This is a genomic window from Acidobacteriota bacterium (assembly GCA_020349885.1).
Taxonomy (GTDB): domain Bacteria; phylum Acidobacteriota.
Genome location: CP070701.1, coordinates 69791 through 96551, shown reverse-complemented (window position 1 = coordinate 96551; position 26761 = coordinate 69791). Strand labels below are relative to the sequence as shown.

23 protein-coding genes are annotated in these 26761 nt (G+C 64.6%); 14 read left to right on the top strand and 9 right to left on the bottom strand.

Going from position 1 to position 26761, the window contains the following annotated elements; all coding sequences use genetic code 11:
* Nucleotides 1-3: 3 nt before the first annotated feature.
* From hisC to JSV08_00455, 4 genes are read right to left on the bottom strand one after another with little or no spacing between them, the layout of a single operon-like run.
* Nucleotides 4-1095 carry a histidinol-phosphate transaminase gene (gene hisC, locus JSV08_00470; protein UCF80935.1) on the bottom strand — a complete coding sequence of 364 codons (1092 nt, stop codon included), beginning with the start codon at nt 1093-1095 and terminating at the stop codon, nt 4-6.
* Complete coding sequence (gene hisD, locus JSV08_00465) at nt 1092-2375, bottom strand: histidinol dehydrogenase (GenBank protein UCF80934.1); 1284 nt, start codon at nt 2373-2375, stop codon at nt 1092-1094. Before hisD ends, hisC begins: the two co-directional genes overlap by 4 nt.
* A complete protein-coding gene (locus tag JSV08_00460) occupies nt 2372-3244 on the bottom strand; it encodes an ATP phosphoribosyltransferase (GenBank protein UCF80933.1) in 873 nt (290 codons plus the stop codon). The genes hisD and JSV08_00460 overlap by 4 nt, the downstream gene beginning before the upstream one ends.
* A gap of 58 nt (nt 3245-3302) precedes the next feature.
* Nucleotides 3303-3617, bottom strand: a complete 315-nt coding sequence (locus tag JSV08_00455) for a hypothetical protein (protein ID UCF80932.1) — start codon at nt 3615-3617, stop codon at nt 3303-3305.
* Nucleotides 3618-3823: 206 nt separating this feature from the next.
* Between JSV08_00455 and lipA the strand changes: the two genes are divergently transcribed.
* The 12 genes from lipA (at nt 3824) to JSV08_00395 (ending at nt 16325) form a co-directional block, all read left to right on the top strand.
* Complete coding sequence (gene lipA, locus JSV08_00450) at nt 3824-4750, top strand: lipoyl synthase (GenBank protein UCF80931.1); 927 nt, start codon at nt 3824-3826, stop codon at nt 4748-4750.
* The gene (pdhA, locus tag JSV08_00445; GenBank protein ID UCF80930.1) at nt 4737-5867 is read left to right on the top strand and encodes a pyruvate dehydrogenase (acetyl-transferring) E1 component subunit alpha; all 1131 of its coding nucleotides are present in this window, start codon (nt 4737-4739) and stop codon (nt 5865-5867) included. The genes lipA and pdhA overlap by 14 nt, the downstream gene beginning before the upstream one ends.
* A gap of 32 nt (nt 5868-5899) precedes the next feature.
* Nucleotides 5900-6874, top strand: a complete 975-nt coding sequence (locus JSV08_00440) for an alpha-ketoacid dehydrogenase subunit beta (GenBank protein UCF80929.1) — start codon at nt 5900-5902, stop codon at nt 6872-6874.
* Nucleotides 6875-6889: 15 nt separating this feature from the next.
* Nucleotides 6890-8170: a 2-oxo acid dehydrogenase subunit E2 gene (locus tag JSV08_00435; GenBank protein ID UCF80928.1), complete on the top strand. Its 1281-nt coding sequence runs from the start codon at nt 6890-6892 to the stop codon at nt 8168-8170.
* 130 nt (nt 8171-8300) lie between these two features.
* Entirely contained in the window at nt 8301-9521 is a 1221-nt protein-coding gene (locus tag JSV08_00430; protein UCF80927.1) for an outer membrane beta-barrel protein, read from the top strand.
* A 223-nt stretch (nt 9522-9744) separates the two neighbouring features.
* Nucleotides 9745-10533: an NAD-dependent protein deacylase gene (locus tag JSV08_00425; GenBank protein ID UCF80926.1), complete on the top strand. Its 789-nt coding sequence runs from the start codon at nt 9745-9747 to the stop codon at nt 10531-10533.
* On the top strand, nt 10503-11756 hold the full coding sequence (locus JSV08_00420) for a diguanylate cyclase (GenBank protein UCF80925.1): 1254 nt from the start codon (nt 10503-10505) through the stop codon (nt 11754-11756). The genes JSV08_00425 and JSV08_00420 overlap by 31 nt, the downstream gene beginning before the upstream one ends.
* Nucleotides 11757-11833: 77 nt before the next feature.
* Entirely contained in the window at nt 11834-12739 is a 906-nt protein-coding gene (locus JSV08_00415) for an alpha/beta hydrolase (protein UCF80924.1), read from the top strand.
* Between the two features lie 152 nt (nt 12740-12891).
* Nucleotides 12892-13932, top strand: a complete 1041-nt coding sequence (locus tag JSV08_00410) for a hypothetical protein (GenBank protein UCF80923.1) — start codon at nt 12892-12894, stop codon at nt 13930-13932.
* A gap of 21 nt (nt 13933-13953) precedes the next feature.
* Complete coding sequence (locus JSV08_00405) at nt 13954-14532, top strand: CDP-alcohol phosphatidyltransferase family protein (protein ID UCF80922.1); 579 nt, start codon at nt 13954-13956, stop codon at nt 14530-14532.
* A gap of 84 nt (nt 14533-14616) precedes the next feature.
* Nucleotides 14617-15570 carry a glycosyltransferase family 2 protein gene (locus tag JSV08_00400; protein UCF80921.1) on the top strand — a complete coding sequence of 318 codons (954 nt, stop codon included), beginning with the start codon at nt 14617-14619 and terminating at the stop codon, nt 15568-15570.
* Between the two features lie 155 nt (nt 15571-15725).
* A complete protein-coding gene (locus JSV08_00395) occupies nt 15726-16325 on the top strand; it encodes a DedA family protein (GenBank protein ID UCF80920.1) in 600 nt (199 codons plus the stop codon).
* Nucleotides 16326-16331: 6 nt separating this feature from the next.
* Here JSV08_00395 and JSV08_00390 read toward each other — a convergent pair whose 3' ends face one another.
* Nucleotides 16332-16958: a zinc ribbon domain-containing protein gene (locus tag JSV08_00390; GenBank protein ID UCF80919.1), complete on the bottom strand. Its 627-nt coding sequence runs from the start codon at nt 16956-16958 to the stop codon at nt 16332-16334.
* Nucleotides 16959-17165: 207 nt separating this feature from the next.
* Between JSV08_00390 and JSV08_00385 the strand changes: the two genes are divergently transcribed.
* On the top strand, nt 17166-19286 hold the full coding sequence (locus JSV08_00385) for a sulfatase-like hydrolase/transferase (GenBank protein ID UCF80918.1): 2121 nt from the start codon (nt 17166-17168) through the stop codon (nt 19284-19286).
* Between the two features lie 39 nt (nt 19287-19325).
* Nucleotides 19326-19667 carry an iron-sulfur cluster assembly scaffold protein gene (locus tag JSV08_00380; protein UCF81801.1) on the top strand — a complete coding sequence of 114 codons (342 nt, stop codon included), beginning with the start codon at nt 19326-19328 and terminating at the stop codon, nt 19665-19667.
* A 24-nt stretch (nt 19668-19691) separates the two neighbouring features.
* Here JSV08_00380 and JSV08_00375 read toward each other — a convergent pair whose 3' ends face one another.
* The 4 genes from JSV08_00375 to JSV08_00360 all read right to left on the bottom strand — a co-directional run bounded on the left by JSV08_00375 (nt 19692) and on the right by JSV08_00360 (nt 26696).
* Nucleotides 19692-21857: a tetratricopeptide repeat protein gene (locus JSV08_00375; GenBank protein ID UCF80917.1), complete on the bottom strand. Its 2166-nt coding sequence runs from the start codon at nt 21855-21857 to the stop codon at nt 19692-19694.
* Between the two features lie 162 nt (nt 21858-22019).
* Nucleotides 22020-23117: a redox-regulated ATPase YchF gene (gene ychF / locus JSV08_00370; GenBank protein UCF80916.1), complete on the bottom strand. Its 1098-nt coding sequence runs from the start codon at nt 23115-23117 to the stop codon at nt 22020-22022.
* A complete protein-coding gene (locus tag JSV08_00365) occupies nt 23114-23839 on the bottom strand; it encodes a glycosyltransferase family 2 protein (protein ID UCF80915.1) in 726 nt (241 codons plus the stop codon). Before JSV08_00365 ends, ychF begins: the two co-directional genes overlap by 4 nt.
* Before the next feature lie 7 nt (nt 23840-23846).
* Nucleotides 23847-26696 carry a protein kinase gene (locus JSV08_00360; protein ID UCF80914.1) on the bottom strand — a complete coding sequence of 950 codons (2850 nt, stop codon included), beginning with the start codon at nt 26694-26696 and terminating at the stop codon, nt 23847-23849.
* Nucleotides 26697-26761: the final 65 nt, after the last annotated feature.

Here is a 26761-nt window from a genome sequence, read left to right as displayed (position 1 = left end):
GGCTCAGGCCTCCTTTTGCATAAGGGGCGCCAGCGCTTCGAGGAGTTTGTCGTTCTCCTCGGGACGCCCCACGGTGATGCGCATGCAGTCTTCGAGTCTCGGCTCCCGGCTCCACGTGCGCACGATGAGGCCGCGCCCGGCGAGCGCCTTCGCCGCCTCGGCCGCACCGGGAAAGCGCACGAGGAGAAAATTCGCCTCCGAGGGATACACGCGCGCGCCGAGTTTTTCGAGGCGCTCCGCCAGGCGGCCGCGCTCGGCCAGGATTTTCTTCTTGAGCTCGGCGAGCCGCTCCGTGCGCGCGAGGGCGGCCAAGGCCGTCCCTTCCGAGAGCTTGTTCATGTTGTAAGGCATCTTGACCTTCAGCAAATAGGACACGACGTCGTCCGCCGCCAAGGCGTAGCCGACGCGTGCGGCCGCGAGGCCCCACGCCTTGGACATCGTGCGCAGAACCACGAGGTTGGAGCACAGTTCAAGCTCCGAGACTAAAGAAACGCATTGCGAGAACTCAACGTAGGCCTCGTCCAGAACGACGAGCCCCCGGAATCCCTCGCACAGCGCGAAGACGCGGTCGCGCGATAGGAGGTTTCCCGTGGGGTTGTTGGGCGAGCAGCAGAACGCGAGCTTGGCGTCCCGCCCTCGGCCCAGCACGGCGTCCACGTCCAGGTCGAACGCCCCGTCGAGCGGCGCCTCGCGCACCTCGGCCCCGTGGAGCGTCGCCGCGACGGGGTACATGCCGTAGGTCGGCGTGCAGACGACCACGGACTCCCCCGGCTCAACGAACGCCTTGAGAAGGCAGTCGATGGCCTCGTCCGAGCCCGAGCCCGCGAACACCTGCTCTACTCCGACGCCTGCGTAGGCGGCCAGGGCGGAGCGCAGCTCGCGCTGGAGCGGGTCGGGATAGCGATTCAGCTTCTCGCCGAGCCGCAAAGCCCCGGCGTCCGCTTCCGCCAGCACGGAGCCGTAGGCGTTCTCGTTCGCGTCGAAGAAAATTCCTTCCTGCGCGAGGTGCCGCGCGCTCGAGTAAGCCTCTGCATCGCGGAGGTGCGTCCGCACGAGCGAGCTTGTCCCGAGCCTTGTCGAGGGATCGGCTTTCATCGGAAGCGCTCCTTTACGGCTTCGGCGTGGGCGGCGAGCGTCTCGGTCTCGGCCAGGGCCACAATGGCGCCGCGCAGGGACTCGAGGCCGCTCCGCGAGATGCGAGTAACCTGCATCATGCGTCCGAAGTCCAGGACGGAGAGCGCGCTCCGGGTGCGCGCGGCCCCGCCCGTCGGAAGCACGTGGTTGATTCCGGCGGCGTAGTCCCCCGCCGCGACGGGCGAGTAGGGGCCCAGGAGCACCGAGCCCGCGCACCGCACCTTGCCGAGGACCTCGTCCCCGGCCTCGACCGTGAGGACCAGGTGCTCGGGGGCGAAATCGTTTGCGAGAGCGACGGCCTCGTCGACCGAGTCGACGACGAGCAGTCTCATGCGCCGCAGCGCGGCTTCCAGAATTTCCCGCCTGGGACTCCTCTCAAGCTGCCGTGCGACCTCGGAGGCGGTCTCGCGCGCGACGCGCTCGCTCGTGGTCACGAGGACGGCGACCGAGTCGGGGCCGTGCTCGGCCTGCGAGAGGAGGTCGGCGGCGCAGAAGCGGGGCTCGGCCGACTCGTCGGCGAGCACGAGAACCTCCGACGGGCCGGCAGGCAGGTCCACGGCCGTGCGGTCGGCCACCAAGCGCTTGGCGGCGTCCACGTACCGGCTGCCGGGGCCGAATACCTTCTCTACGGCGGGCACGCTCGGCGTTCCGTAGGCGAAAGCGCCGACGGCCATCGCCCCGCCGATGCGGTACATTTCTTCAACACCCGCGAAGCGGGCGGCCGCAAGCGTCGCCCGCGCGACGCGCCCCTCCCTGTCCGGCGGCGAGGCGAGCGCCACGTCGCGGCACCCGGCGACGCGCGCCGGCACCGCGAGCATCAGCACGGTCGAGGGATACGACGCGCCGCCTCCGGGGACGTAGAAGCCCACGCGCTCGAAGGGCCGCCACAAGCGGCGCAGCTCCACCCCGTCCCGCGGCGCGGCCGCCACCTCGGAGGGGGGCTTTACCGCGGTGTGAAAAGTTTCTATATTGCGGCGCGCGGTTTCGAGCGCGTCGAAAAACGCCTTCGGCATGGCGTCCGCAGCGCGGGAAATCTCCTCTTCAGGCACCCGGAGCGATTCGAGGCGCACCCCGTCGAGCTTTTCGCTCCACGCACGCACCGCACCGTCCCCCTCGCGCGCCACCGCGTCGAGGATGGGGCGGACGGCCGCCTCGGCCTCTTCATCCGAAGGCGTGCGGTCGAGAAGCTCCCGGCGCTCCGGCCCGCTCAGTTCCTTAAAACGCTTCCAGGAAAAATTCATGGAATCTCCTTCTCGATGGACATCACGAGAATCTCGGAGCCTCCGAGGCGCTTGATTTTTTCGATCACGTCCCAGAGCACCTCTTCGTCGACCACGGAGTGGACGGCGATCATGCCTGGCTCGGCGAGTGGGATGACCGTCGGGCTCTTGAGGCTCGGAATGACGCGCTTGATGCGGGGGAGCGCCGACTCGGGGGCGTTGAGCATGATGTACTTGGCGCGGCGGGCCGTGCGGACGCTCCGCGCGCGCATGCGCAGGCGCTCGATCTGGGCGCCCTTGCGCCCGCGCGGGGCGACGCCGTTCGCGGCCAGCACCGCCTCCGAAGAAAACACCGTCTCGAGCGGCACGAGCTCGTTGATGCGAAGCGTGCTTCCCGTCGCGACCAAGTCGCAGACGGCGTCGGCGATGCCGAGCGCCGGCGCGGCCTCCACGGAGCCGGAAATCTCCACGATGCTCGCCGCGACCTTCTTACGCGCGAGGAATTTCTTCAGGGAGCGCGGATACGTCGTCGCGACTCGAAGCCCGCGAAGGTCCCGGAGCCTGCGAAGGCCGCTCGCCTTGGGCACGGCGATCATGAGCTGGCATTGGCCGAACCCCAGGCGCTCCAAGACGCGAAGGCGCGCCCCGTGCTCGAAGAGGACGTTTTCGCCCACGACGCCCAGGTCCACGGCGCCCGCGGCGATGTGCTCAGGAATATCGCCCGAGCGCAGGAAGAGAATGTCGAGGTCGAAATTGCGGCACGGGGCGAGAAGCCGCCGCGCGTCCACCTCGAACTCCAGCCCCATGCCCCGCAGGAGGTTCAGGCTGGGCTCGGTGAGGCGGCCGTCTTTCTGGAGCGCGATGGTCAGGTTGTTCTTGTTTCGCTTCATAAAATGTTCAAGGCCTCCGAAAAAATTTCAAATTGCTTCCGCAGTTCTCTCAAAAACTTCATAGCGACGGCTTTCCCATAAGGCGGTCCAAAACGACGCGGTAGCCGCCGGTGCCGTTTCGTAGCCAGTGCGCGACCCTTGTGACGGTGGTCGTGCTGGCGCCCGTCGTCCGGCTTACGGCGCGGTAGCTGCGGCCGCGGTGCAGCTCGCGCGCCACGTGCCACCGCTCGGTCAAGGCGTCAATCTCGTAAAGCGTGCAGAGGTCGCGGAAGAACTGCTCGCACTCTTCCACCGTGCGAAGCGAAAGAACGGCGCGGTAGAGCCGCTCCCGCTCCTTTGCAGCATCCGGGGCTTCCCTGCTTCGTTTTACCATGTTAATACATTAACACACTCAAATCCGTTTGTCAACCCCATTTCGAAAAAATATGTTTTCCTCTTTATCCACAACACTTACGCGCAATTTATCCGGCAAAGAGCACCGGGGAAAGCCATCGTTTCCTTGAATTGCAACCTTCCCTTTGGATAAGTTAAACCATAATAATTCTGGGCTGCAATCACCGGCCCAGAGAACCTTATACGATGCGCTTCACGGAATCTCCAAGCACTCCTGTTTCTTCCAAGCCCGCGTGGCTGAAGGTGCGCCCGCCGTCCGGGGAGCGTTATTTCGAGCTCAAGCGGCGCTTGCGCGGCCTGCGCCTGGCCACAGTGTGCGAGGAAGCGCACTGCCCGAACGCTTCGGAATGCTGGGGCGGCGGCACGGCGACGTTCATGCTGATGGGCGACACCTGCACGCGGGGATGCCGCTTCTGCGCCGTCACGAGCGGCCGCACCGCAGTGCTCGACCCGAAGGAGCCGGACCGCGTTGCCGAGGCCGTCGCCGAAATGGAGCTGCGCTACGCGGTCATCACCTCCGTCAACCGCGACGACCTGCCCGACGGCGGCGGCGCCCATTTCGCCGAGACCATACGCGCGGTACGGGCGCGCAACCCGAAAACCCTCGTCGAAGTCCTCATTCCAGATTTCCAGGGCGACCGCCGCTCCCTCGACCTCGTTCTCAACGCCGCGCCCGACGTGGCGGGCCACAATCTCGAAACCGTCGAGCGGCTGACGCCCCGGGTGCGCGACCGCCGCGCATCCTACCGCCGGTCGCTCGCCGTGCTCGAACACCTCAAAAATTCCTCTTCGGCTGAGCCCGCCTCCCTCACGAAATCCTCCCTGATGCTCGGCCTGGGCGAGACGCGTGAGGAGGTGCTGCAGGCGATGCGCGACCTGCGCGCCGTCGGCGTTGACATTCTCACGCTTGGGCAGTACCTGAGGCCGACCCGGCGCCATCTGCCGGTCGCCGAATACGTCGCGCCCGGGCAATTCGAAGCCTTGCGGCGCGCGGCCCTAGCGGAAGGGTTTCTCTACGCCGCGGCCGGCCCGCTCGTGCGCAGCTCCTACCGCGCGGGCGAACCCCTTCTCCCGACCGCCGAACCCGAAAGGACGTCCCATGCCGAAACCTGATCCCCTGCGGGACACATTTCAGATTCTCAAGCCGGACGGAACCCTGGCGAACAAGGCGCTCGAGCCGAAGTTCTCCAAGGACGAGCTTCTGCGTCACTACAAGATGATAGTGCTCGTGCGCATCCTCGACGACCGCATGTACATGGCCCAGCGCCAGGGGCGCATCGGGTTTTACGTCGGCGGCGAGGGAGAAGAGACGGCGCACGTCGCCGCGGCGGCCGCGCTCCGCGACGACGATTTCATCATCCCGAGCTACCGCGAGATGGGCGCCGCGTTCATGCGCGGCCTGACGTTGCGGCAATTCATGGCGCAGCTTATGGGTAATTCCGAAGACCTCATCAAGGGCCGCCAGATGCCATGCCACATCGCCTACGCTCCCGGGAACTACCTTTCCGTCTCGAGCCCCGTGGGAACTCAGATCCCGCAGGCCACGGGCCTCGCGTGGGCCTTGAAGCACATCGACCAGAAGGAGCGCGTGGCGATCGTCTTCTTCGGAGAGGGGGCATCGTCGGAAGGGTCGTTTCACGCGGCCGCTAACTTCGCGGGCGTTTTCAAAGCCCCCGTCATCTTCTTCTGCCGAAACAACCAGTACGCGATCTCGGTTCCGCTGGAAAAGCAGACGGCCTCGGAAACCATCGCCGTCAAGGCCCTGGCCTATGGAATCGAGGGCATCCGCGTGGACGGAAACGATTTCCTCGCCGTCTACCATGCCACGAAGCAGGCCGCAAAGCGGGCCCGCGCCGGAAAAGGCCCCACTCTCCTCGAGGCCCATATGTACCGCTACGGCCCGCACACGAGCTCGGACGACCCGCGCACCTATCGCTCGGACCAGGAGGTCAAGAAGTGGGCCCGGTACGACGGTCTTCCGCGCCTGCGCAAGTACCTCGAGCGCAAAGGCTGGTGGAGCAGGGAAGAAGACCAGGAACTCCACGCGGCCACGGACCGGGAGATTGTTTCCACGTTCAAGGAAGTGGAAAAACTGCCGCCGCCCCCTATCGAAACCATGTTCGAGGAGGTTTACGCCGAGATGCCGTGGCACCTTCGAGAGCAGATGGAAGAGCTGCAGCGTTACCTCGAAAGCACCGACAAGAAAGCCGCGGCGGAAGGACACGGATAGCCCCCGGCCCCAACGTTCGGAGATCGCCCACCATGCCCGTCATGACCCTCATCCAGGCCATCAACCACGCGCTCCATCTCGAGATGGAGCGCGACAAGCGCGTCGTCGTCCTCGGGGAAGACGTCGGGAAAGCGGGCGGCGTCTTCCGCACCACGGCGGGCCTCTACGAAAAATTCGGCCCCGACCGCGCCATAGACACGCCGCTTTCCGAAGACGGCATAATGGGTACGGCCATCGGCATGGCGCTCTATGGAATGCGGCCCGTGCCGGAGATTCAGTTTGCCGACTTCATCTATCCGGCCTTCGACCAGATTGTCAACGAGCTCGCGATGTACCGCCACCGCTCTGGCGGACAATTCGCCTGCCCGCTCGTCATTCGCTCGCCCTGCGGTGGAGGCATCAAAGGCGGGCACTGCCACTCGCAGAGCCCCGAGGCCCATTTCGTCCACACGGCCGGTCTCAAAGTGGTCATTCCCTCCAGCCCCTACGAGGCCAAGGGGCTTCTGCTTGCGTCCATCCGCGACGATGACCCCGTCTTGTTCCTCGAGCCCAAGCGAATCTACCGCGCCGTTCGGGCCGAGGTGCCGGAGGACGACTACACGATTCCCCTCGGCAAGGCCCGCGTCGCGAAGGAAGGCAAAGACGTGAGCGTCTTCGCCTACGGGGCGATGCTTCAGACGGCGCTCGAGGCGGCGGAAAAAGCCCAAGAAGAAGACCTGGATCTGGAGGTCGTGGATTTGCAGACGCTGATGCCCCTCGACATCGAGACCGTGGAAGCCTCGGTCAGGAAAACGGGACGCGCCGTCGTGGCGCACGAGGCGCCGCGCACCTGCGGCTACGGCGCGGAGCTCTCGGCGCTCATCCACGAGCGCCTCCTGCTCTGCCTCGAGGCCCCCGTGCAGCGCGTCACGGGATTCGACACCCCGTTTCCCTACGTCCACGAGTACACCTACATGCCCGACGCCGGGCGAATCCTGCTCGGCGTACGCAAGACATTGGAATATTAAACGGAGACACCAGCAATGCCATTTGAATTCCGGCTTCCGGACATCGGCGAAGGCATAGTCGAGGGCGAGATCATCGCCTGGCACGTCAAGGAGGGCGACGTCTTAGAGGAAGACCAGCCCATCGTGGAAATCATGACGGACAAGGCGACCATCGTCATTCCCTCGCCCAAGTCCGGCAAGGTGCTCAAGCGCTTCGGCAAGGAAGGCGCGGTGATCAAGGTCGGCGCCGTCATGGTGGTGATCGACGCGGAGGACGGCAGCGCGGAAATTCCTCCAAAGCCGCCCGCCGCCGTGGCGCAGGAGCCCGAACCGCAGCGGGCGGAGCCGCCGCCCGCCCCTCCCCCGACGGCCCTCGCCGACCGGGCGGCGCCCCCTTCGGCGCCGGTGGCGCGCGCCGACGAGAAAGACCGCCAGGCTCTCGCGACGCCCGCCACTCGGAAGCTGGCCCGCGAGCTCGGCGTCGATATCTCCCAGGTGCCCCCCACGGGCTCCCAGGGGCGCGTCACGAAGGAGGACGTCCAGCGCTTCGCGCAGGGGGAAGCGCGGGTCGCGTCGACCCTCCGCCAGGCGACTCCCGCCGCCCCGCCCCCGGCGGCCGAGGAGCGCATCCCTTTCCGCGGCCTGCGGCGAAAGATCGCCGAAAAGATGTCCCTCTCGAAGTCCGCCATTCCCCACTTCACGTTCGTGGACGAGGTGGACATGACGGAGCTCGTCGCCCTGCGCGAGAAGGCCAAGCCGCTGGCCCGGGAGCGCGGCGTCAAGCTCACGTATCTCGCGTTCATTGCCAAGGCGCTCGTGCCGGCGTTCCGAAAATACCCGCTCCTCAATTCCACCCTCGACTCGGAGGCCCAGGAAATCGTCCTCAAACACTACTACAACCTTGGCATAGCCGTGGACACGGACGACGGCCTCGTGGTGACCGTCGTAAAGAACGTGGAGGCGAAAAGCGTTCTTCAGGTAGCAGGTGAAATCGTCGAGCTTTCCGAAAAGGCGCGCGCCAGGAAACTCGCCCTCGACGACGTGCAGGGAGGGACGTTCACGATCTCAAGCGTCGGAAACCTGGGCGGCGTGTTCGGCACCCCCATCATCAACCATCCCGAGGTGGCCATCCTGGGCGTGAACACCATCGAGGAGCGTCCCGTCGTGCGCGGCGGCGTCGTGACCATACGCTCGATGATGTACCTGAGCATCTCGCTCGACCACCGCGTCGTGGACGGCGCCGTCGGGGCGCGCTTCATCGGCGAGGTGAAGAGGTATCTCGAAAACCCCGAGCTTCTGTTCCTGGATATGGTGTAAAGGGGGGCGAGGCCGCCGGGCGCCAGCAGGGCCTCAAGGCGGCGGGGTTGCTTTGTCCGTTGCGTTTGAGTAGACTGGATGCTTCCAAAGGAAGGCGCCCCCGGCGGCCCTTGCTTCGGAGAATCGGTTTATGAGACGCAACACGGCCGTTTTCATGGCGCTTGCCATCTTTCTGGCGCTTCAAGCGCGCGGAGTGGATCTTCAGCACGACGTGGGTGTGAGCAGCGGTTACTTTGCGGCGAGCGACGCCAACGTCGATGACGGATGGGTGACGAACTTCAACTGGGAGGTCCACACCGGCTCGAAATTGGCGTTCCGCTTCACACTGGGAACCATCGAAACCGACTTCGTGGAGGAGATTATCTGCGGTGAGTCCGATTGTACCGATGCGTTTGACAACGATGGTGACGGCTCCATCAATGAAATGGAGGACTTGTGGAAGGACATTGATTTCAACATCAAATGGTACGTAACCATGAGCCTGGTTGCTCGCGGCCAGCGCAAGCGGTTCAACCCCCACGTCCTCGTAGGGCTGGGGGCGTACAAGATAGACCCGGTCTTGGCCCCCGGCGACGACCCGGAAGATGCTCAGGTTTTCCACTTCGGCCCCCATGCCGGGTTTGGCGCGTCGCTCCGGGTAGGCGAAAATTGGACCTTTCCTTTCGACGCCCAGATGCACTGGGTGATTGATAAAAGACTCGAGGACCTGGGCGTTACCCTAACGGCGGGAGCGCGGCTGAGGAATCCATCGTCTTTTTTTGACGAAAAGTACTTTGAAATCGGTGGTGGTTATTTCACCGGGGACGGCGACAACGGCATCTTCCTAGGAATACCCGTAGAAGAAGAAATCGAAAGCGGCCTTGCCGCCAATCTTCGCTTAGGTGGGTTTTTCACGAAACACTGGGGGCTGGAAGGCCAGCTTTGGGGCTCTACCGCGGATTTCGCCGCCACTATAGATCTGGGTTCAAGCAGCATTTCAAGCAGCGATGACGTGAATGTTATGGGCCTCGATGCGAGTACCGTTTTCCGTCTCAATCCGTCCGGAAAATTTAACTTCCTTTTGCTAGGCGGCATCGGCGTCATAGGCAGCACCGAGTCGGAAATAGAGGGCGTCGACTTCGAGCTGGGCATCCCCGGTCCCGACAAAGAACCAGTAGATCTCGGGAGTTCTCTGACGCTACATCTTGGCGCTGCAGCCAAGATTTTTCTGTGGGAGAATTTTTATCTCCGCCCCGACGTTCGTTATCTCCACGTAGACGGCGTCGACTTGGACTTCGATAGCGGCAAAGAAAGTCAACTCGACTATTCCGTGGCCACTGTGAGTGCCGGATGGGTATTTGATAATGAATAGAAAGCATCCGGCAAGCTCGAAACCAAAACCTCCGGATTGAAGAGTCCCAGCCCCGACCGGGCGGGCGCTCTGTAGAGCAGCCGGGGGCCGGTGCTCGGTTAAAATGCGGCCTTCCTATGGCTGCCCCCTGGCCTGACGGCTGCCGCTCGGCTTACCCCGCGTTCTTGTTCGTGCAAGCGAGTTTTGTTATGCTTGGGCGTTTCGTTTCAAGAAAAATTTCCCAATGGACGACTGGAACCAGGCCGCCTCACTTTTGCGAAGCGCGCGGTTTGCAGTAGCGCTCACCGGGGCGGGCATTTCTTCCGAGAGCGGCCTCGACACCTTCCGCGGCGGGGGCGGCCTCTGGAAAAAATTCCCGCCCGAGCGGTACGCTACGCTTTCGGCGTTTCGAAGGAATCCGGAGCGCTGCTGGGAATTTTTTCTCGAGCTCGGGCGGCTCATCGAGCGCGCCGAGCCCAATCGGGCGCATCGGATTCTTGCCGCCTGGGAGGCGCGCGGCCTCTTGAAGGCCGTGATCACGCAGAACGTGGACGGCCTTCACCAGAGGGTGGGGTCGCGGCGCGTGGTGGAGTTCCACGGCTCGCACCGCCGCCTCGAGTGCCTTGCGTGCGGCGCCGGGGCCGAAGCTCCAGCGGCGGGCGAGACGCGCGAAGCGCCGCGTTGCTCCTGCGGCGCCGTCATGAAGCCCGCCGCCGTGCTCTTCGAAGAGGCCATCCCAGCCCGGGCGCTCGAAGAGGCGCAGCGCCTGAGCGAGGCGTGCGACTGCCTCCTCGTCATCGGCACCTCGGCGGCCGTGGTCCCCGCTTCGCACATTCCCGGGGCTGTTAGGGCGCCTCGTCCGGCCCGCCCCGGCGGCGGGGCCGTCATCGAGATCAATCCCGAAAAAACGTTTCTGGGCGCGTCCGACGCCGCTCTGCGCGCCCCGGCCTCGGAAGCGCTCTCTCGCCTTGACTCCCTCATTCAGGAAGAAACAGGACAATCATGGAACTTACCGAAGGCCTCGCCCGCGTAAAGGAAACGATTCTGCCGCTCCTCGAGGACGGAGCCGTCGACGGCGGTCGCCTCATGCGCGAAATCGAATCGCTCAAGGAGAAACAATCCATCGAAGCCTATTCGCTGCTCCTGCTCTTGTTGACGCATTTGCGGTTCGGGGAGGCCGAGGCCGAAGAACATTGGCGCGCCATCATGCACCACTGCGAGACGATGAGCAAAAACCTGGGACGCGACGTCGGCGTGCGCGTGGCGCTCATGGACTACTTCGTCAACCTCAACAAGAAGCTCTCCAATCCCAAGCTCATCGAGCTCACCATGTACGAGCAGATTGAGCGCAGCGCCGTCACGGACAGCCTTACGGGCCTCTACCACCACCGCCACTTCCGGGAAACTCTTCAAAAGGAGATCCAGCGCGCCGGGCGCTTCCACCAGACGCGGAGCCTTCTTTTTCTCGACCTCGACAATTTCAAGGAAGTGAACGACTCGTTGGGGCACCTGCACGGCGACATGGTGCTCGTCGAGGTTTCGGAAATCTTGAAGCGCTGCATACGCACGATCGATATCGCGGCGCGCTACGGCGGGGAGGAGTTCGCCGTGCTTCTCCCGGAGACCGACCGCTACGGCGCCTACGTGGTCGGCGAGCGCATCCGCCGCTCCATCGAGGAGCATTTCCAGGCGCGCGAGAAGGAAGGCGCCCGCTATTCGCTCACCCTGAGCGGCGGCGTCGCCTGCTACCCCGACGACGCCGTCGCCGTCGAGGAGCTCATCGCGCGGGCGGACGCCGCCCTCTACCAGGCGAAGGGCGCGGGCAAGAACCAAATCTGCGCGCACCACGCCGAGCGCCGCAATTTTATCCGCATCACGCTGAGCGACACGGTCATTGTGCGCCAGCTCGAGCCCGCCGACGGACTCGCGTCGGCGCGAACCGTCAACGTGAGCCGCGGCGGCGTCCTCTTTCGCTCCGAGCGGCGGTTTCCGCTGGGAAGCCTTGTCGAGATTCAGTTTCTCTCCCGATCCGGCGGCGGCCGCGCCGACGCCGATGATGAAGCGGAAGGCAAGCCCCGGGCGCCGGAAGAAGGGGGCCTGCGCCTCAAGGCGCGAATCGTCCGCCTTGAGGAGGCGGCCAACGACGACGAGGCGCCGCAATACGAGATCGGCTGCTGTTTCGTCGTCGAGGGGGACGACGACGAGCGCCGCATTATGGCCTATATCCAGAACACGCAGCTTGACCCCGGCGCGTAGACCGGCGCCATGCGACAGCTGCATGAGACACGCTTGGCCATGGCCCGCCGCTCCGAGTCAGCCGACTTTTTTTGACCGTGCCAAACATACGCGCCCGCCGCAGCACGGCAAAATGGTTTCTCAGAATCCTCGCGCATGTCGCCGTCGTCTGGCTCGCTCTTTTCCTGATGTTCCAGTGGTTTGAAGGAAAAATCACGTACCATCCGCCGCGGCACCTCATCGAAACGCCTTCCGGCCGCGGCGTGGCCTTCGAGGACGTTTTCATGGAAACCGAGGACGGCCTCGCCGCCCACGGCTGGTGGATCCCCGCCCCCGCAATTGATGCCGATGATTCCGAGGAGCGGGCCGCGCCTCCCACCATCCTGGAATTCCACGGAAACGCCGAGAACATCTCCTACGGCATGGACCAGCATGTGGCGTTCCACGGCCTCGGCTGGAATCAGCTCGTCGTGGACTACCGGGGCTACGGGCGCTCGGAAGGCGAGCCCTCGGAAGAGGGACTCTACCGTGACGGCGACGCGGCCTATGCCCACGTGCGCGCGCGGGGCGTCCCTCCGGAGCGCATCGTCATCTACGGGCGCTCCCTGGGAGGGGCCGTCGCGGTGTACGTCGCGCACCGCCACCCGGCGGCGGCGCTCGTTACGGAAGGGCTCTTCACGGACACGCACCGCGTCGGGCGGGATATCCTGCCGTTTATTCCGGTGCGGCTTTTCATCAAGAAGCGCTTCGACTCGCTCTCCCGCGTCTCCGGGCTCCACGTCCCCAAGCTCTTCATGCACGCCGCTTACGACGAGGTGATTCCCGTCCACCATGCCGAGCGGGTCTTCGAGGCCGCCGCCCCGCCCAAGGAGCTTTTCTGGATTCCCGGCGCCGGTCACAACGACGCCTTCTACGCCGCGACGAAGGCATACCTGGCCGCCGTCAAGCGGTTTGTTGAAACGCATGTGCAGAAAATTTCCGAAGAAAGAATTTCCCCGATTTAATATCGGGTGCCGACCCCCTCCCCGATCCCGACATGGAAACAGGCGTTAAGCTGTGAACCTGTACAGTCTATTGACTCCCCCGCGCCGCCTGTGTTAAAAAGAAAGCGTTGCTGCAGAACATCTCTCTTTTTCGTGATAAAAAGGCCGGTGCGATGGGACAAGCTTCATTAAAAATCTTCCTTTCCCTCTTCTGGCTGTGCTGGGCGGCCCTGCCCGGAGCTGCGGAAGAAAAAATTCGAATCGCCGTGCTCGACTTCGACGCGCAGGCGCTCAGCGGCTCCTGGGGCTACGGGTGGCCGTGGAGCCATCTTGAAACCGCCGCCGCCGACGGTCTGGCCGCGGAGCTTCACGAAAGCGGCGAGTTTTCCGTGCTCGAGCGCGAGAAGCTGCGCCTTGTCCTCCAGGAACAGCAGCTTTCGTCCCGGGGCGCCGTCGCTCCCGAGACCGTCGTCGAGCTGGGAAAGATCCTGGGCGTTCAATTCATCGTGACAGGCTCGGTGGCGGAGTTCGGCGTCTCCGAAGGGGGCGGCGAGGCGCCGCAGGCGGGCAAAGGTAAGTGGGGCACGGGCGCAGGTGCCACGACGCTGCTTGGTACGGCCACCCTGACGGCGCGCTTCGTCAACACGACCACGGCCGAAGCGCTCGACACCTACGAAGGGTCGGGAAGCCGAAAATTCGCTGCCGCGGAGTTCGCCGGGGCCGACTTCGGCAAGCGCTTCGACTCCGGCCTCGCATCGAGGGTTCTCGCGAAGGCCGTGGAAAACCTGGCCCGCACCATCGTGGAGAACGCGGACCGCATCACGCCGTCCGCCGGCGCTCCCGAGCCCCCCGTGGAGGACGAGCCCGTCGTGGAGGGGAAGATCGCTTTCGTTTCCGAAAGCAAGGTGTTCGTCAACGAAGGCCCCGGCTCGGGCATCACGTCGGGAGGGAAAATCTACATCACCCTGGGCGCCGGAAGCGGCGTCAAGGTGGGCGACCGGTTCGAGGTCCATAGGATCGGAAACGAAATCCGCAACCCCGACACGGGCGAACTTCTGGACGTCGAAATCATCAAGGTCGGAACGCTCGTTGTCACCGAGGTGAAGGACAAGGTGTCCATCACCTCGGCAAAAAGGGGCACCGATTTTAAAAAAGGCGACATCGTTCGCCTGGTCAATTTCCCCTCAACATCCTCCTACACCTGGGAGCCATGACTTAATGCGAGAAGCACGCCCATGCCTCTGACCCTGCCCAACCAGCTTACGCTGCTGCGAATGGGGCTTACGCCGCTTTTCTTGATTCTCCTCCTTTCCCGGCAGTATGGATGGACGCTGCTCGTGTTCATGCTGGCCGCGTTTACGGATGCATTGGACGGCTTCATCGCCCGCCTGTGGAGGCAGAAAACCACCCTGGGGGCCTACCTCGACCCAGTGGCCGACAAGATGCTCCTCGCCATTGCCATCCTGGGCCTCGCGTTGAGCGAATTCCCGAACCGCATCCCGGTGTCTTTCGCCATCTTCTTCCTCGCCCGCGACGTCATCATCCTGGTGGTTATCCTAGCCACGTTCTTTACCACCGAGCGGCGGGGCTTGTTCCGCCCCTCCCTTTTGGGAAAGGCGACGACTCTTTTCCAGATACTGCTCGTCGCCGACGCGCTCTTCTACAATTGGCGCGGCGTTCCATCGCCGCATCTCTCAACCCTTTTGTGGATCGCGTTCTCGGCCACCGCGCTTTCGGCCGTGCAGTACAGCCTCCTCACGAGCCGCAACCTGGCCGCAACGCAGGAGCAAAATGCAAGAAGAATGACCAGATGACCCAATTCCCAGATGACCAAATTGGTCATTCGGTCATCCGGTCATATGGTCATTTAGTCGTTCATTGCTTTATACTGTTTCGGGATGCTCTCCGTCGTCATCGCATCGTGGAACACGCGCCCGTACCTCGAGGCATGTCTCGCGTCCCTCCGCGGCCAGACGTGCCGCGACGTGGAAATCATCGTCGTGGACAACGGCTCGCGGGACGGAACGGTGCCGCTTCTTCGAAAAAGCTGGCCGGACGTCCGCCTCGTCGAAAACGCGCGGAACGAGGGGTTCGCCCGGGCCAACAACCAGGGGCTGGCCGCGGCGCGGGGCGAGTTCCTCCTGTTTCTCAACGCCGACACGGTTCTCGACGACGACGCCCTCGAGCGCGCTATAGGAACGTTCGCGGAAGACGAAGCGATCGGCGCGGTGGCGCCCAAGCTGCTGCGCCTAGACGGCGAGACCCTGGACAGCGCCGGCCAATTCCTGAGCCGCACGAGGAAGGTCCGGGAGCGCGGCTACGGCGAGCCCGACCGCGGCCAGTTCGACCGCGCCGAGGACGTCTTTTCCGTCTGCGGGGCGGCCGCGTTCTGGCGGCGGGAGGCCGTCGAGGACGTGAGCGTGGGGGGGGAGTTCTTCGACGAGGATTTCTTCTCTTACTGGGAGGACCTGGACACGGGCTGGCGCGCCCGGCGGCGCGGCTGGCGGGTACGCTACAACCCCGCGGTGCGGATCCGGCACGCCCGCGGCGGGGCCTTCGCTTCGGGGCGCCTCCCCTTCGCCATCCTGGGGCGCAGCGAGGAGTTTCAGCACCACATCCTAAAGAACCGCTACCTGACGCTCATCAAGAACGACTCCTGGGGCGCGCTCCTGCGCGACCTGCCGTACGTGATCGCCGGGGAAATCGCCGTCCGCCTTTTCCTGCTGACCCACCCGTGGCATCTGCTGAGACTGCTCGAAGGGGCCGAGGATTACGTGCCGCGCGCGCTGGCGCGCCGCCGGGCGCTGCGCGAGAAACCCCCGTCCGCCCCCACGTCCCGGATGTCGGAATAAGCCGCCGATAAAGTTTATGGATATTCGTCGTCGCCGAAGAGCTGATGGTAATAACAGTGCAGAAGGTGCGGAAAGGCAACCGCGCTTACCCCATGCTTACGCACCCTCCGTACCTGCCGCACCTTCCGAACCCTTCCCCATGGTAGGATAGCGCCATGGATCGAGACCGCAATCCGCTGCGGCGGCTCTACCGCTGGACGGAGTCGCTCGCGGAGCGGCCCTCGGGCACGTGGTCGCTTTTCGGGCTCTCGTTCGCGGAATCGTCCTTCTTCCCCGTGCCGCCCGACGTCCTTCTCATCACCCTCGGCATCGGAAGACCGCGCCGCTCGTTCTGGTTCGCCGCAGTCTGCACCGCGGGCTCCGTGGCCGGCGGCCTCGCGGGCTACGCCATCGGCGTATTCCTGTTCGAGAGCGTGGGCCGCGCCCTCCTCGAGTTCTACGGGGCCATGGAAGGCTTCGAGCACGTCCGGGAGCTCTACCGGCGCCACGACGCGTGGATCGTCTTCACCGCGGGCTTCACGCCCATTCCCTACAAGGTGTTCACCATCGCCGCGGGCGCCTGCTCGATCAACGTCCCGGTGTTCGTCATCGCCTCCCTCCTCGGGCGCGCCGGACGGTTCTTCCTCGTCGCCGCGGCGCTCTGGTTCTTCGGCCCGCCCATCAAGCCCTTCCTCGAAAAATACTTCAACCTCCTCTCCATCCTCTTCGTGCTCGCGCTTCTCGGCGGCTTCGTGCTCCTGAAGTTCGTGCTGTAAGAGGCGCTAGAGCTTCTGCGAGACCTTGATGCGGACGCTCGCCGTGTTGTCGCCGCCGCCAACGTCTTCACCTTTCTGAAAGCCGGAATTGTCCGCGACAAAGTAGTACGTGCCCGCGTCCAGCGCTCCCTCGTGGCGGCCCTCAGTCGCCGCGGGAAACGACCAGCCGGGAAGAGGCTGAAACGCCTCACCGGAGGCTCCGTCGGTTTCCCACGCCCGCAATCCCTCCTCGTCCATGCCGTAGACGTTGATCGCGGGGCCGGACGTTACCTCGAACTCCAGGGTGATTTCGGAAACCTTGGCCAGGGGAAGCTGGATGTGAAAGTAGTTGCCCCCGGGGATTTGCACCTCCTTGTCGTAAACCGTCAGGGGCTCGCCCGCCGCGTACTGGCGCACTAGGCCGAGTTTTTCGCGCACACCCTCGGGCAGCCTGTCCCGGGCGAGCCATGCCGCAAGCGCCAGCAACGCAACGAGCAGCAGGAAAAACAGGCAGCCGCAGCAGCCCCTGCGTTTCTTCCTCGGGATCTTGAGAAGCGGAAACGGCTCGAAGCGGCGCGGGTGGCCGCACTGGGGACATATCGGGGCTTTTTGCGATATCTCTGTTCCGCACTCTTCGCAGTGGATTAGAGGCATGATTCTCCTTTTCTAGTCATAGGCGACGTTCAGGGGGTGAAAACGACGAAAGATTTCTTGCCCATGGCTTCGATTCCGCTCCTTATTATAAGCCCCCCGCCCCGTCGCCGCCAATTGGGCAGTGAATGGAGAGAGGAAAAACTCGCCGCCAGTTGAACCGGGGAAGGGAGAGGGGAAAAACCGGACTCCCTGTAGTATAATCGAGGCATGAAGCTGCATGGACGTTTACTGGTTTTCCTGGGCGCGGCCCTTCTGGCCGCTGGGTGCGGCCGCGCGACGTACAACGTCGTCCTGATCAGCGTGGACACGCTGCGCGCCGACTACCTGGGGTGCTACGGCCGCGAGCGCGCCGAGACGCCGACGGCGGACCGGCTCGCGCGCGAGGGCGTCCTGTTCGAGCACGCCATCACGACGACCCCCATCACCCTGCCCGCCCACGCCTCGCTCATGACGGGGAAATACCCCCCCTCACACGGCGTGCGCCACAACAGCATCTTCGTTCTGGCCGACGACGAGGGCACGCTGGCCGAGGCGTTCGCGCGGGCCGGCTACGAAACGGCGGCCTTCGTCGGGGCGATCCCCGTGGCAAGCTCATTCGGGCTCGCGCAGGGATTCGACGTCTATAACGAGGACTTCGCCACGGGCTACCGGGGCCAGATTTCGAACCAGAGGCCGGCGGCGCCGGTGTTCGAGGAGGCCGTGAAGTGGCTTCAGGAAAACACCGGCGAGCGCTTCTTCATGTGGATACACCTTTTCGACCCGCACGCGCCCTACACGCCGCCGGAGTTCCAGGTCGCCAAGTGGCGGCGCCGCATCGATTCCCGCGAAGGCTACGAGGCCCAGCACGCCTTCTACGATGCCGAGGTCGCCTACGTGGACCAGGAGCTGGGAAAATTCCTCGAGGTGTTCCGCTCCCTCGACCTGAGAGACGACACGCTCCTGGTGTTCACCGCCGACCACGGCGAGGGGCTCGGCCAGCACGGAGAGCCGACGCACGGCGTCTTCCTGTACGAGCCAACGATGCACGTGCCGCTCCTCTTCTGGGGCGGACCCGTCGGCGAGGCGCGAAGCATCGTGGGCACCGTAAGCCTGATCGACGTCGCGCCGACAATCTTCGAGATGGCCGGCGTGAGCCCGGAAGCCACGATGGGCGAAGGCATCTCGCTTGCCGCGGCGGTTCAGGGCGGGGCGTCGCTGCCGGAGCGCGTCTTCTACGGCGAGGCCATGAACGCCCATTACGAGCACCGCTGGGCGGCGTCCTTTGGAATATGGAAAAACGGGTGGAAGTGGATCCGGCTTCCCACCCCCGAGCTTTATAACATCGCGGAAGACCCGGACGAGTCCCGCAACCTGGCCGCCGAGGACACCCAGAAGGCGAAAGCCATGGCCAGCGAGCTCAAAAACATGGAGGCGTCGTTTTCCAGGCGGGACCTCGATCTTACGTTTCCCGACCCGGACGTGCGCGCGAAACTCGAAAGCCTGGGCTACGTCGGCCACCGCATCGTGGGCGGCGAGGCAGAGGCCGAAAGCGGGCCCGACCCCAAAGACGTGCGCGATGCCATCGTGCTCTACCAGCAGGCCATGGGGTACATGGCCAACTCCGTGTACGAGAGAGCCGCCGAGACCTGGAAACGCGTGCTCGCGCTGCATGACGCCAACTACACGGGCCGTCTGAACCTGGCCCTCTGCTACGTCCGCCTTAACCGGATGGAAGATGCGCGCCGGGAGGCAAACCGCATTCTCGAGCTCGGCTACGTCTCCGCGGACACCTACCATCTCCTCGGGCGCATTGCGGCGGTGGACGGGGATTTGCCGCAGGCGGAGGAATTCTATCTCCAGGCAATTGAGGACGACCCGAACCACATCCCCTCCATCGTGGACCTGGGCACGCTCTACCTCCATGTCGGCCACTACGCGGACGTGCGCAGGCAGTGGGAGCTGGCCCTCGAGAAGCTGCCCAGCAACGTGGACGTGTTGAACCGCCTCGGCAACCTATCCCTGGACGAAGGAAAGCCGGCGGAAGCGCGCCACCACTTCAAGCGCGCCATGGAGGTTATCCCCAACGCCGAAGCCCTGCAGGGCATGGCCCTGGCCTGCGTCGAGCTTGGATATCCCGACCAGGCCGTCCAGTACATGGAGCGCGCCATGGAGCTCGAGCCCAACCGCTATGAGCTTCACTACAACATGGCCAAGCTGGCTCTCCGCATGGGCCACCAAGACAGCGCCGCCCAGCATTTCTCGCTATTTATCAAAAACGCCCCTCCCGACATGCCGGCGGTTCGCGAAGCAAAAGACTTCCTGGCCAAATACTCGCCCCCTGCGAGCTAAGCCGTGGCAACGGTCCGATTCGGCCAGTATCCGCCCCGGATGATGGAGCACTTTACGAATCCCCGCAACATCGGCGTGCTCGAAAACCCTTCGGCGTCCGCAGAGGCGCGCAACGATTCGTGCGGTGACGTGATGAAGCTCTACCTTCGCGTCGAGGACGGCGTGGTGGCGGCCGCGTGCTTCAAGACACTCGGCTGCGCCGCGGCCATCGCCGCCTCGAGCGCGCTCACCGAAATGCTGAAGCACAGGACGCTTCGGGAAGCGCGCGCCCTCACGAAGGAGCGGCTGAACGACGCGCTGGGGGGCCTGCCGCCCGTCAAGCACCACGCGCTCGACCTGGCCCTCGACGCGCTCGGCGCGGCGCTCCGGCAGGTCGTTTAAAACGAACGCGGGCGGGGATATTCCTTACGGTTCCGGGGGCGGAGATTCGCCTGCCCCAACGCTCGAAGCGGCAACCTCGTCACGTAGCGCCTGCCGAAGCCACCGGAGGCGCGCCTCGAGCAGGAGGCGCTTTTCCAAAAGCGCTTCCGGGAGAGCCCGGGGCGTCGAGAGAAACGGACCCAGCTCGTCTCGAAGCGCCCGCGCTTTTCGGCGCTCGACAGCTTCGAAGGCTTCCTTGAGCAGGGCTTTTCCTCCCTCTGCAGCGCCATGGAGGACAGGTGTTTCGCGGGCCGCCGGAGCCGCAGGGCAGAGGGCGACGAGCGTCTCCGCAAGCGCTTCGTACGACGAAAGGCACGAGGGAAGAAAGTAGCCGCGCTCCTGGACGCCTTCCAAAAGCCCGGCGGTGCTTTCCGAAATTTTCAGGGCCGCGCGGTAATGGGCGGCAGCTTCTGAAAAATTTCCGCTCCGGCCCCCCCCGGGCCCGGACGAGGCGGCAAGCCCGTCAAGCTTGTCCTGGCGGACACGCCAGGGGTCGGTAGGACGGGCAAGCCCCGACTCGCCGAGGGCAAGCTCACCGAGCAGATGGTGCGATATCCGGGCCGAATCCAACGCCCGGATGCGCTGCGCGAGGGCCAGGGCTTCCTGCGAGGAGCGAAAAGCCGCGTCGCGGTCGCCCTGTTTCCGCTCAAGGAAGGCACGGTTCTGCAACGCGGAGACAAGAGCCTGAGAATTTCTGGTTTCCCGGGCCATTGCCTCGGCGCGACCAGCGAGGGCCGACATCTCCTCTGCATCCGCGTCACCGCGTACGGCGAGCGCGGAGAAGATGCCTCGAAGTGATGCTTCGGCGTCGCGCTTGTTTCCGAGGGCCTCGGCAATGTCCAGAGCGTCACGGAAGCGCCGCTCCGCCTCCTCGGGGTCGCCGCGCTTGAGCGCGAGCCGGCCCAGTTGGCCGTACACGAGCGCCTCGCTGCTCCGGTCGCCGAGCCGCTCCGCGGCGCGGAGCGAGCTAAGGTAGTACTCCTCCGCGCGCTCCGTGCCGCCCCACGCGGCGTGGAAGGAGCCCAGGCTCGCAAGCGTGTGCGCCACGCCCCACGGCTCCCCGGACGATTCGTACAGACGCAGCGCCTCACGGTGCACCCTGCGCGCACGCTCGAAGTCGCCGAGGCTTTTGTAGGCCATGCCCATCATGTTGAGAGTCGAAGCGGCGTTGGGAAGCTCGCCCAGCGCGCGAAAGCTCTCAACGGCGCGGCGCTGGTACGCCAGGGCGCGCTCGAGGTCGCCCAGATTCGTGTAGGCGACGCCGACGTTCGCGCACGACAACGCGGCGTCCTTTCGGTCGCCGAGCTTTTCCTGGAGCGCAAGGGTGCGCTCGTTCAGGCGGATCGCCTCGACGTAACGCCCCCTTTGATGCTCAATGCGGACCAAGTTGTTCAGTACATGAAGTATGCCCTTGGATTCTTCGAGGCCCTCTCGAATCGCGAGCGCTTCTTCAAACCGCTCTTTGGCCTTCGAGAGATCACCGAGCCGAAGGTGGACAATGCCCTCATCGTTCAGGGCATGCGCCTGCGAATCGAGCTCGCCCGCGGCCCGGAAGGCTTCCGCCGCTTGCCGGTAGGCCTCGACGGCTTCGAGGGGGCGTCTCTTCTCGTGGAGAATCGCCAGTCCGTACCATGCGCCGCCGCTCGGGCGGTGGGCAACTCTGCGCTCGAAATACTGGATTCCCAGGTCGGGCCGCTTCCCGAGGATAAAAACCTGGGCGAACACCATGGCCGCTATCGCGCGGTTCGGCGCACTCTCGAACACGGGCCGCAGCAGGCCAATCGCCTCGTCGTAGCGCTCAATTTTGAGGAGTATAAGCCCGAGCCCAAGATCGGGATGGGAGCGGGGAAACAGGGGATGAACCTGCTCCTTGAGGAACGCCTCGCCAATCTGCCACACGTCGAAGCCGTCCGCCCGGGCCCACGTATCCATGGCCTCGACCCAGTCGATATAGAGCACCATGTTTTCCGGGGCCGCAAGCAGGGCTTCTTCCGCTTTCGTCACGACCTCCACCGTGGAGAGGCTTTTTTTGACCGACGGAGAAGCAGGCTCGGCCGCAGCGAAAGAAACTCCCATCAAACAGACATTGACGGCAAGCCCCGCCGCGACGCGGGATGTCAGGCGCCTGCCGACCGCACTGAAATTTTCCATGGCAACCCACCATTATACCGTTTCTTTTTCATGGGAGCGGGGACAGAAGAAGAGAGGGAAATCCTCAGCCTCTGGCTCCCGGCTTCTGGCGACTGCCTGTCGCCAGCGTGCCCCGACTGAAGTGGAGGGCGGGTATCAGTAAGCCGCGAAACTTTCGTTCCTTCAGCTTACGTGAAAGCGGAATTGGATGACGTCGCCGTCCTGGACGACGTAATCGCGCCCTTCGGCGTGCAGCAGGCCGCGGGTTCGGGCTTCCGCGAACGAGGCCGTCTCAAACAGGGATGCGCAGGAAACGGTTTCGGCGCGGATGAAGCCCTTCGCGAAGTCGGAATGAACCTTGGCCGCCGCCTCGATCGCCGTCGCCCCGCGAGGCAGCCACCAAGCCCGAGCCTCCTTCTCGTTCGCCGTATAGAAGACCAGGAGGCGAAGGAGCGCCGCAAGCGCCCCCGTAACGCGCGGGCGGCACGGCTCGCGGATTTTCAGCTCTTCCGCGAAAGGACGCGCCTCCTCCTCGCCCAATTGGGACATCTCGAACTCGATCTGGCACGACGCCCAGGCGAGCGCCGCGTTCGCACCGAGCGCCGCGCCAAGCTTTCCCTGAAGCTCGTTCATCGCCTCCTCGGCGCGCGGGGCCTCCGACTCGTCGACGTTCACAAGATGCAGGACGGGCTTCTGGCTCAGAAACGCGTAGCCGCGCAGGACATCCTCCTCGCTGCGGTCGAGCGCCGCCGCACGGAGCGGCGTCTCGGCTTCAAGCGCCTGGTGGCACTTTTCAAGAACTCGCCGCTCCTTTTCCTGCTCCGGGCTCTTGGCCTTCTTGAGAAGGGCGTTGAGCCTCTTCAGCGAGCTTTCGACCGTGGATAGGTCGCCGAGAAGAAGCTCGGCTTCCACGTTTCGAATGTCGCGCGCCGCGTCCAGCGAGTCCTCGACATGCGGAATCTCGGCGTCCTCGAAGGCGCGGACCACATGGAGGAGGGCGTCGGAGCCGCGGAGCTCGGCAAGCTCCAGCGCTTTTCGCATCGCTTCGCCGCCGCGGCTCCCGGCCAGGTCCACGACCTCGACCGCCAAGGGCACCGCCTTCTTCGATCCCGCGATGCCCGCCACGCGCTCCAGGTGCGGGTCGGGAATGGCGACGCTGGCCAGGTGGTGGCGGCGCTCCGTGGAGAATTTTCCCGCTTCCGCCGTCTGGCCGGTCAGGAGATTGAACAAAAGAGTCTTTCCGGTCTTCGGGTAGCCGAGGATTCCGACGCGAAAGCTCATGGCGCGTGCTCTCGTAGAATGCACCGACGCGGCAGCACGCGGCACTTGGCCAAGACCCAGAGCGCCTGGACGCCGTCGCGCCATCCGATGGTTTTCTCATGACCCTGGGTCAGGGCGCGGTAACGCACAGGCGTTTCCTCGATGCGCCTCCCCGCCCGCAAGAGCTTCGCCGTCACTTCGGCTTCGAATTCAAACCGTCTGGCACGAAGGCGCAGCCCCAGGATGGCCTCCCGGCGAAAGGCCTTAAGCCCCGACTCGACGTCGGTGAGGCGCGCGCCGTAGAGGATATTCAACGTCAGGGTAAGCAAGCGATTGGCCGCGTAGTTGAGCCACGGCACGCTCGACCCTGCGTCCGCCAAAAAGCGCGAACCGTTGACCGCATCCGCTCGGCCCTCCACAAGCGGGGCAACGACGGCGGGCAAGTCGTCGGGATCCAACTCCCCGTCGGCGTCTATCATGACCACAATGCCGCCCCGGGCCTGCGCAATAGCGGTCCGAACCGCGGTCCCCTTTCCGCGGTTCGAGTCATGACTCAGCAGCCGCACGCCGGCGTGCCGCTCGGCCACTCGCTCCACCTCGGCGCGCGTTTCGTCGGTCGAGCCGTCGTCCACAACGAGAATCTCCTTTTCCGGACAGGCCGTCTCCAAAGCAAGAAGTTTTTCCAGGACGGACCCAACGGCGCGGGCTTCGTTGTAAACGGGCACCACGATCGAAAGGCGCAAGGCAGGGTCACCGTACGCCGGCTTGCCCTTCCTGGCGTTTCAGCCCTTCCTCGAATGCCGCGCGCAGGGAAGCGGCCGAAGCGTAGCGCTCCGCGGGATTCTTGCGCAACACCTTGGCGATGACCTCGTCGAGCCAGGCGGGGAATTGGGGCACGAACGACGCGAGCGGAGGGGGCATTTTTTCGATCTGCCTCATAACGACGGCCTCGACCGTTTCTCCCTCAAAAGGTTCGCGGCCGCCGAACATGTAATAGAAAACAATTCCGAGGGAATATAGGTCGCTTCGAACGTCCACCGCCTTGCCCAGAATCTGCTCCGGCGACATGTACTTGGGCGAGCCGATGAGCTGGCCCGTGGCCGTGAGCTCCTTGCCCTCGCCGCCCGCCCGCGCGATGCCGAAGTCCAAAATTTTCGGCGTCCCGTCGGCCGTGACGACGATGTTCTGGGGCTTGAGGTCGCGGTGGATGATTTTGTGGCGATGCGCCTGCTCGAGGCCGTCGCAAATCTGGACGGCCAGTTGAGCGCCGGCAGGCGCGGCGAAAGGCCCGCGCCGCTTGACATGGTCGAACAGGTTCTCGGCGTCGAGGTATTCCATCGTGAGAAACTCGTGGTCCTCCCAGCGCCCGATGTCGTGGACCCGCACCACGTTGGGATGCGTGATTTTGCGCAGAAGCTTAATTTCCCGCAGGAAGCGCTCCCGCGCCTCGGTGTCGCGCATTAAATCGCTGTGCAGGGACTTCAGCGCAATCTCCTCGCCGAGCTCGCGATCGAGCGCCTTGTAGACCTTTCCCATGCCGCCGGTGCCGAGTTCCTCGAGAATTTCATAGCGGGACGATATGACGACGCCCGGCATGATTCCCGCCTCCGAGAACACTCTCAAAAACTCCTGCGCCGTGCGGGGGCGCGCCTCGGGGCGGGGCGCAAGCGCCTTCCCGATGAGCTCGCAGAGCAACGGAGAGAGTCCCGCGGGCAGAGACAGCTTTCCCTTTTCCGGAAGTTTTCCCGCAAGCATCTCGTGCAGGACGAGGGCAAACTGATAGAGGTCGCTTTCCTTCGAGGGGGCGCGCCCCTGCGCGGCCTCGGGAGGCTCGTAGGCGGCCGGTACAGCGCCCAGCGCGAACTCCGAAACCTTCACCTCGTTCTCGCCCGAGATAATGATGCATTCCGGCCGAAGGGCGCCGTGGACGACGTCCTTCGAGTGCGCGCATTCCAGGGCGCGTCCGATCTGCGTTCCGATCACCATGCCGGTCGCGGGCGGCATCGACTTGCGCGTGGCGAGAATCTGCCGCAGGCTCGTGCCGCTCAGGTACTCGTGAAAAAGAAAGAGACTTTCATCCTGGGTGGCGGTATCGTAGAGGCTGACGATGTTGGGATGCGAGAGCGCCGCCACCTCGCGCAGGCGATCCTCGTAGCCGGGCCACTGCTGCACCACCTCGGCCATGTCGTACCGGCGGATGGCCACCACCCGGCCCAGGCTCGAGTCCCATCCCTTGTAGGTCGTCTCATCCAGCGCGTCGGTAATCTCGTAGCGGCCGGAGAAGGTCAGCGAGACCTGCTTGCGGCTCACGGAGAGCGTCTCCTCGGGCACCGGCACCTCCGCCTCCCTTTTTCCGAGCGCCTCGAGACGGGCCTCCACGTCGGCGTAGCCGTACTGGACGGAAAGGATGCGGTTATAGATCTCGCGCGACTTGGCGAATTTTTTCATCTCCTCGAGGCAGATGGCCAGGCGGTAGTACTTGTCCACCGTGTCCACCCCGAGCGGGCTACGCCCGATGGCCTCCTTGAACTTTTCGAGGGCGAGCTCGAAGCGTCCCGTTTTCGTGAAAAGCTGGGCCAGATAAAAGGCCGCGTCCTGGTAGCCGGGCGACTCGGGCGGAACCGACTGGAGCGCCTCGATGGCCTTCCGCTCGTTTTGAAGGGCCAGATACAGCTTGGCGGCTTCAAGCGGCTTTTTCCCCTTTAGATACGCGCTGGCGGCCTCTTCCTTGTTGCCGTGACGCTCGAAGCACTGCGCGGCATGGGCGAAGTTTCCGCCCTTTGCAAAGAGGACGGCTGCCTGCGCGAAGTCGTCGGCCTGCGCAAAGAGTTCGGCCGCGCGCAGAGGGTCGCTTTTCCGAAGGTAAATCTCCGCGGCGCGCTCGTATTCCCCGATCTCCTCGTAGCAGTCCGCCGCGCGGAAGGGAAGGCTGCCCTTCTCGAACATCTGCCCGGCGCGCTCGTACTCGCCCGCCTGAAGCAGGGCGTCGCCGTAGGCTTCGGCCTCTGCGGGGGGAGCGGGAAACGTGCCGATGAGCTCGGCTGCTTTTTCCCATTCCCGCAGGTCGTAGTAAATCCTGACGGCGCGCTGGGGATTGCCCGCCTGCGCATGGGCCCGCGCGGCTTCCTCCTTCATGCCCGCGCGCTCAAAGCACGTCGCGGCCTGGAAGGGGCGCCCCTTGTCCCTATAGTAGCGGCCGCAATAGCCCGCGTATTTCCGAATCTGCGCTCCGTAGTCGTCGAGGGAGACGGAGTCGCGGGTCATCTGCTCCAGGAGTTCTTCGAGAAGGGGCACCGCCTGGTCGGGGAGATTCCCCTTGACCAGGGCGGCCGCCGCCAGGTCCTTGCGCCGCGCCTGGACCCAGATGGCGGCGGCGCGTTCGAACTGGCCGTTTTTTTCCAAAAGCCGCGCCGCGTGCCCCAGTTCCTTCGACTGCATGAAGCACTCCACGGCCTGCGAGAAGCGGCCCATTTTCGCGTACAGGTCACCCGCGGCGCGGTAGTTTCTGTCCTTGATAAAAAGCTGCACGGCGTAGGCGTTGTCGCCCATCTGCATGGCCAGTCGCGCGGCCTGGTCGAGGAGCCCCGCGCGAATGTACATGCTCAACGCCTTTTTATACTTGCCCGCGCGAAGGTAAATGTCGGCGGCCCGGCCGTAGTTGCCGG

What these genes read in the sequence shown, in the direction of transcription:
- hisC (UCF80935.1), bottom strand. Translation starts at nt 1,095, where the DNA reads ATGAAAGCCGATCCCTCGACAAGGCTCGGGACAAGCTCGCTCGTGCGG.
- hisD (UCF80934.1), bottom strand. Translation starts at nt 2,375, where the DNA reads ATGAATTTTTCCTGGAAGCGTTTTAAGGAACTGAGCGGGCCGGAGCGC.
- JSV08_00460 (UCF80933.1), bottom strand. Translation starts at nt 3,244, where the DNA reads ATGAAGCGAAACAAGAACAACCTGACCATCGCGCTCCAGAAAGACGGC.
- JSV08_00455 (UCF80932.1), bottom strand. Translation starts at nt 3,617, where the DNA reads ATGGTAAAACGAAGCAGGGAAGCCCCGGATGCTGCAAAGGAGCGGGAG.
- lipA (UCF80931.1), top strand. Translation starts at nt 3,824, where the DNA reads ATGCGCTTCACGGAATCTCCAAGCACTCCTGTTTCTTCCAAGCCCGCG.
- pdhA (UCF80930.1), top strand. Translation starts at nt 4,737, where the DNA reads ATGCCGAAACCTGATCCCCTGCGGGACACATTTCAGATTCTCAAGCCG.
- JSV08_00440 (UCF80929.1), top strand. Translation starts at nt 5,900, where the DNA reads ATGCCCGTCATGACCCTCATCCAGGCCATCAACCACGCGCTCCATCTC.
- JSV08_00435 (UCF80928.1), top strand. Translation starts at nt 6,890, where the DNA reads ATGCCATTTGAATTCCGGCTTCCGGACATCGGCGAAGGCATAGTCGAG.
- JSV08_00430 (UCF80927.1), top strand. Translation starts at nt 8,301, where the DNA reads ATGAGACGCAACACGGCCGTTTTCATGGCGCTTGCCATCTTTCTGGCG.
- JSV08_00425 (UCF80926.1), top strand. Translation starts at nt 9,745, where the DNA reads ATGGACGACTGGAACCAGGCCGCCTCACTTTTGCGAAGCGCGCGGTTT.
- JSV08_00420 (UCF80925.1), top strand. Translation starts at nt 10,503, where the DNA reads ATGGAACTTACCGAAGGCCTCGCCCGCGTAAAGGAAACGATTCTGCCG.
- JSV08_00410 (UCF80923.1), top strand. Translation starts at nt 12,892, where the DNA reads ATGGGACAAGCTTCATTAAAAATCTTCCTTTCCCTCTTCTGGCTGTGC.
- JSV08_00405 (UCF80922.1), top strand. Translation starts at nt 13,954, where the DNA reads ATGCCTCTGACCCTGCCCAACCAGCTTACGCTGCTGCGAATGGGGCTT.
- JSV08_00400 (UCF80921.1), top strand. Translation starts at nt 14,617, where the DNA reads ATGCTCTCCGTCGTCATCGCATCGTGGAACACGCGCCCGTACCTCGAG.
- JSV08_00395 (UCF80920.1), top strand. Translation starts at nt 15,726, where the DNA reads ATGGATCGAGACCGCAATCCGCTGCGGCGGCTCTACCGCTGGACGGAG.
- JSV08_00390 (UCF80919.1), bottom strand. Translation starts at nt 16,958, where the DNA reads ATGCCTCTAATCCACTGCGAAGAGTGCGGAACAGAGATATCGCAAAAA.
- JSV08_00385 (UCF80918.1), top strand. Translation starts at nt 17,166, where the DNA reads ATGAAGCTGCATGGACGTTTACTGGTTTTCCTGGGCGCGGCCCTTCTG.
- JSV08_00380 (UCF81801.1), top strand. Translation starts at nt 19,326, where the DNA reads ATGATGGAGCACTTTACGAATCCCCGCAACATCGGCGTGCTCGAAAAC.
- JSV08_00375 (UCF80917.1), bottom strand. Translation starts at nt 21,857, where the DNA reads ATGGAAAATTTCAGTGCGGTCGGCAGGCGCCTGACATCCCGCGTCGCG.
- ychF (UCF80916.1), bottom strand. Translation starts at nt 23,117, where the DNA reads ATGAGCTTTCGCGTCGGAATCCTCGGCTACCCGAAGACCGGAAAGACT.
- JSV08_00360 (UCF80914.1), bottom strand. Translation starts at nt 26,696, where the DNA reads ATGTACATTCGCGCGGGGCTCCTCGACCAGGCCGCGCGACTGGCCATG.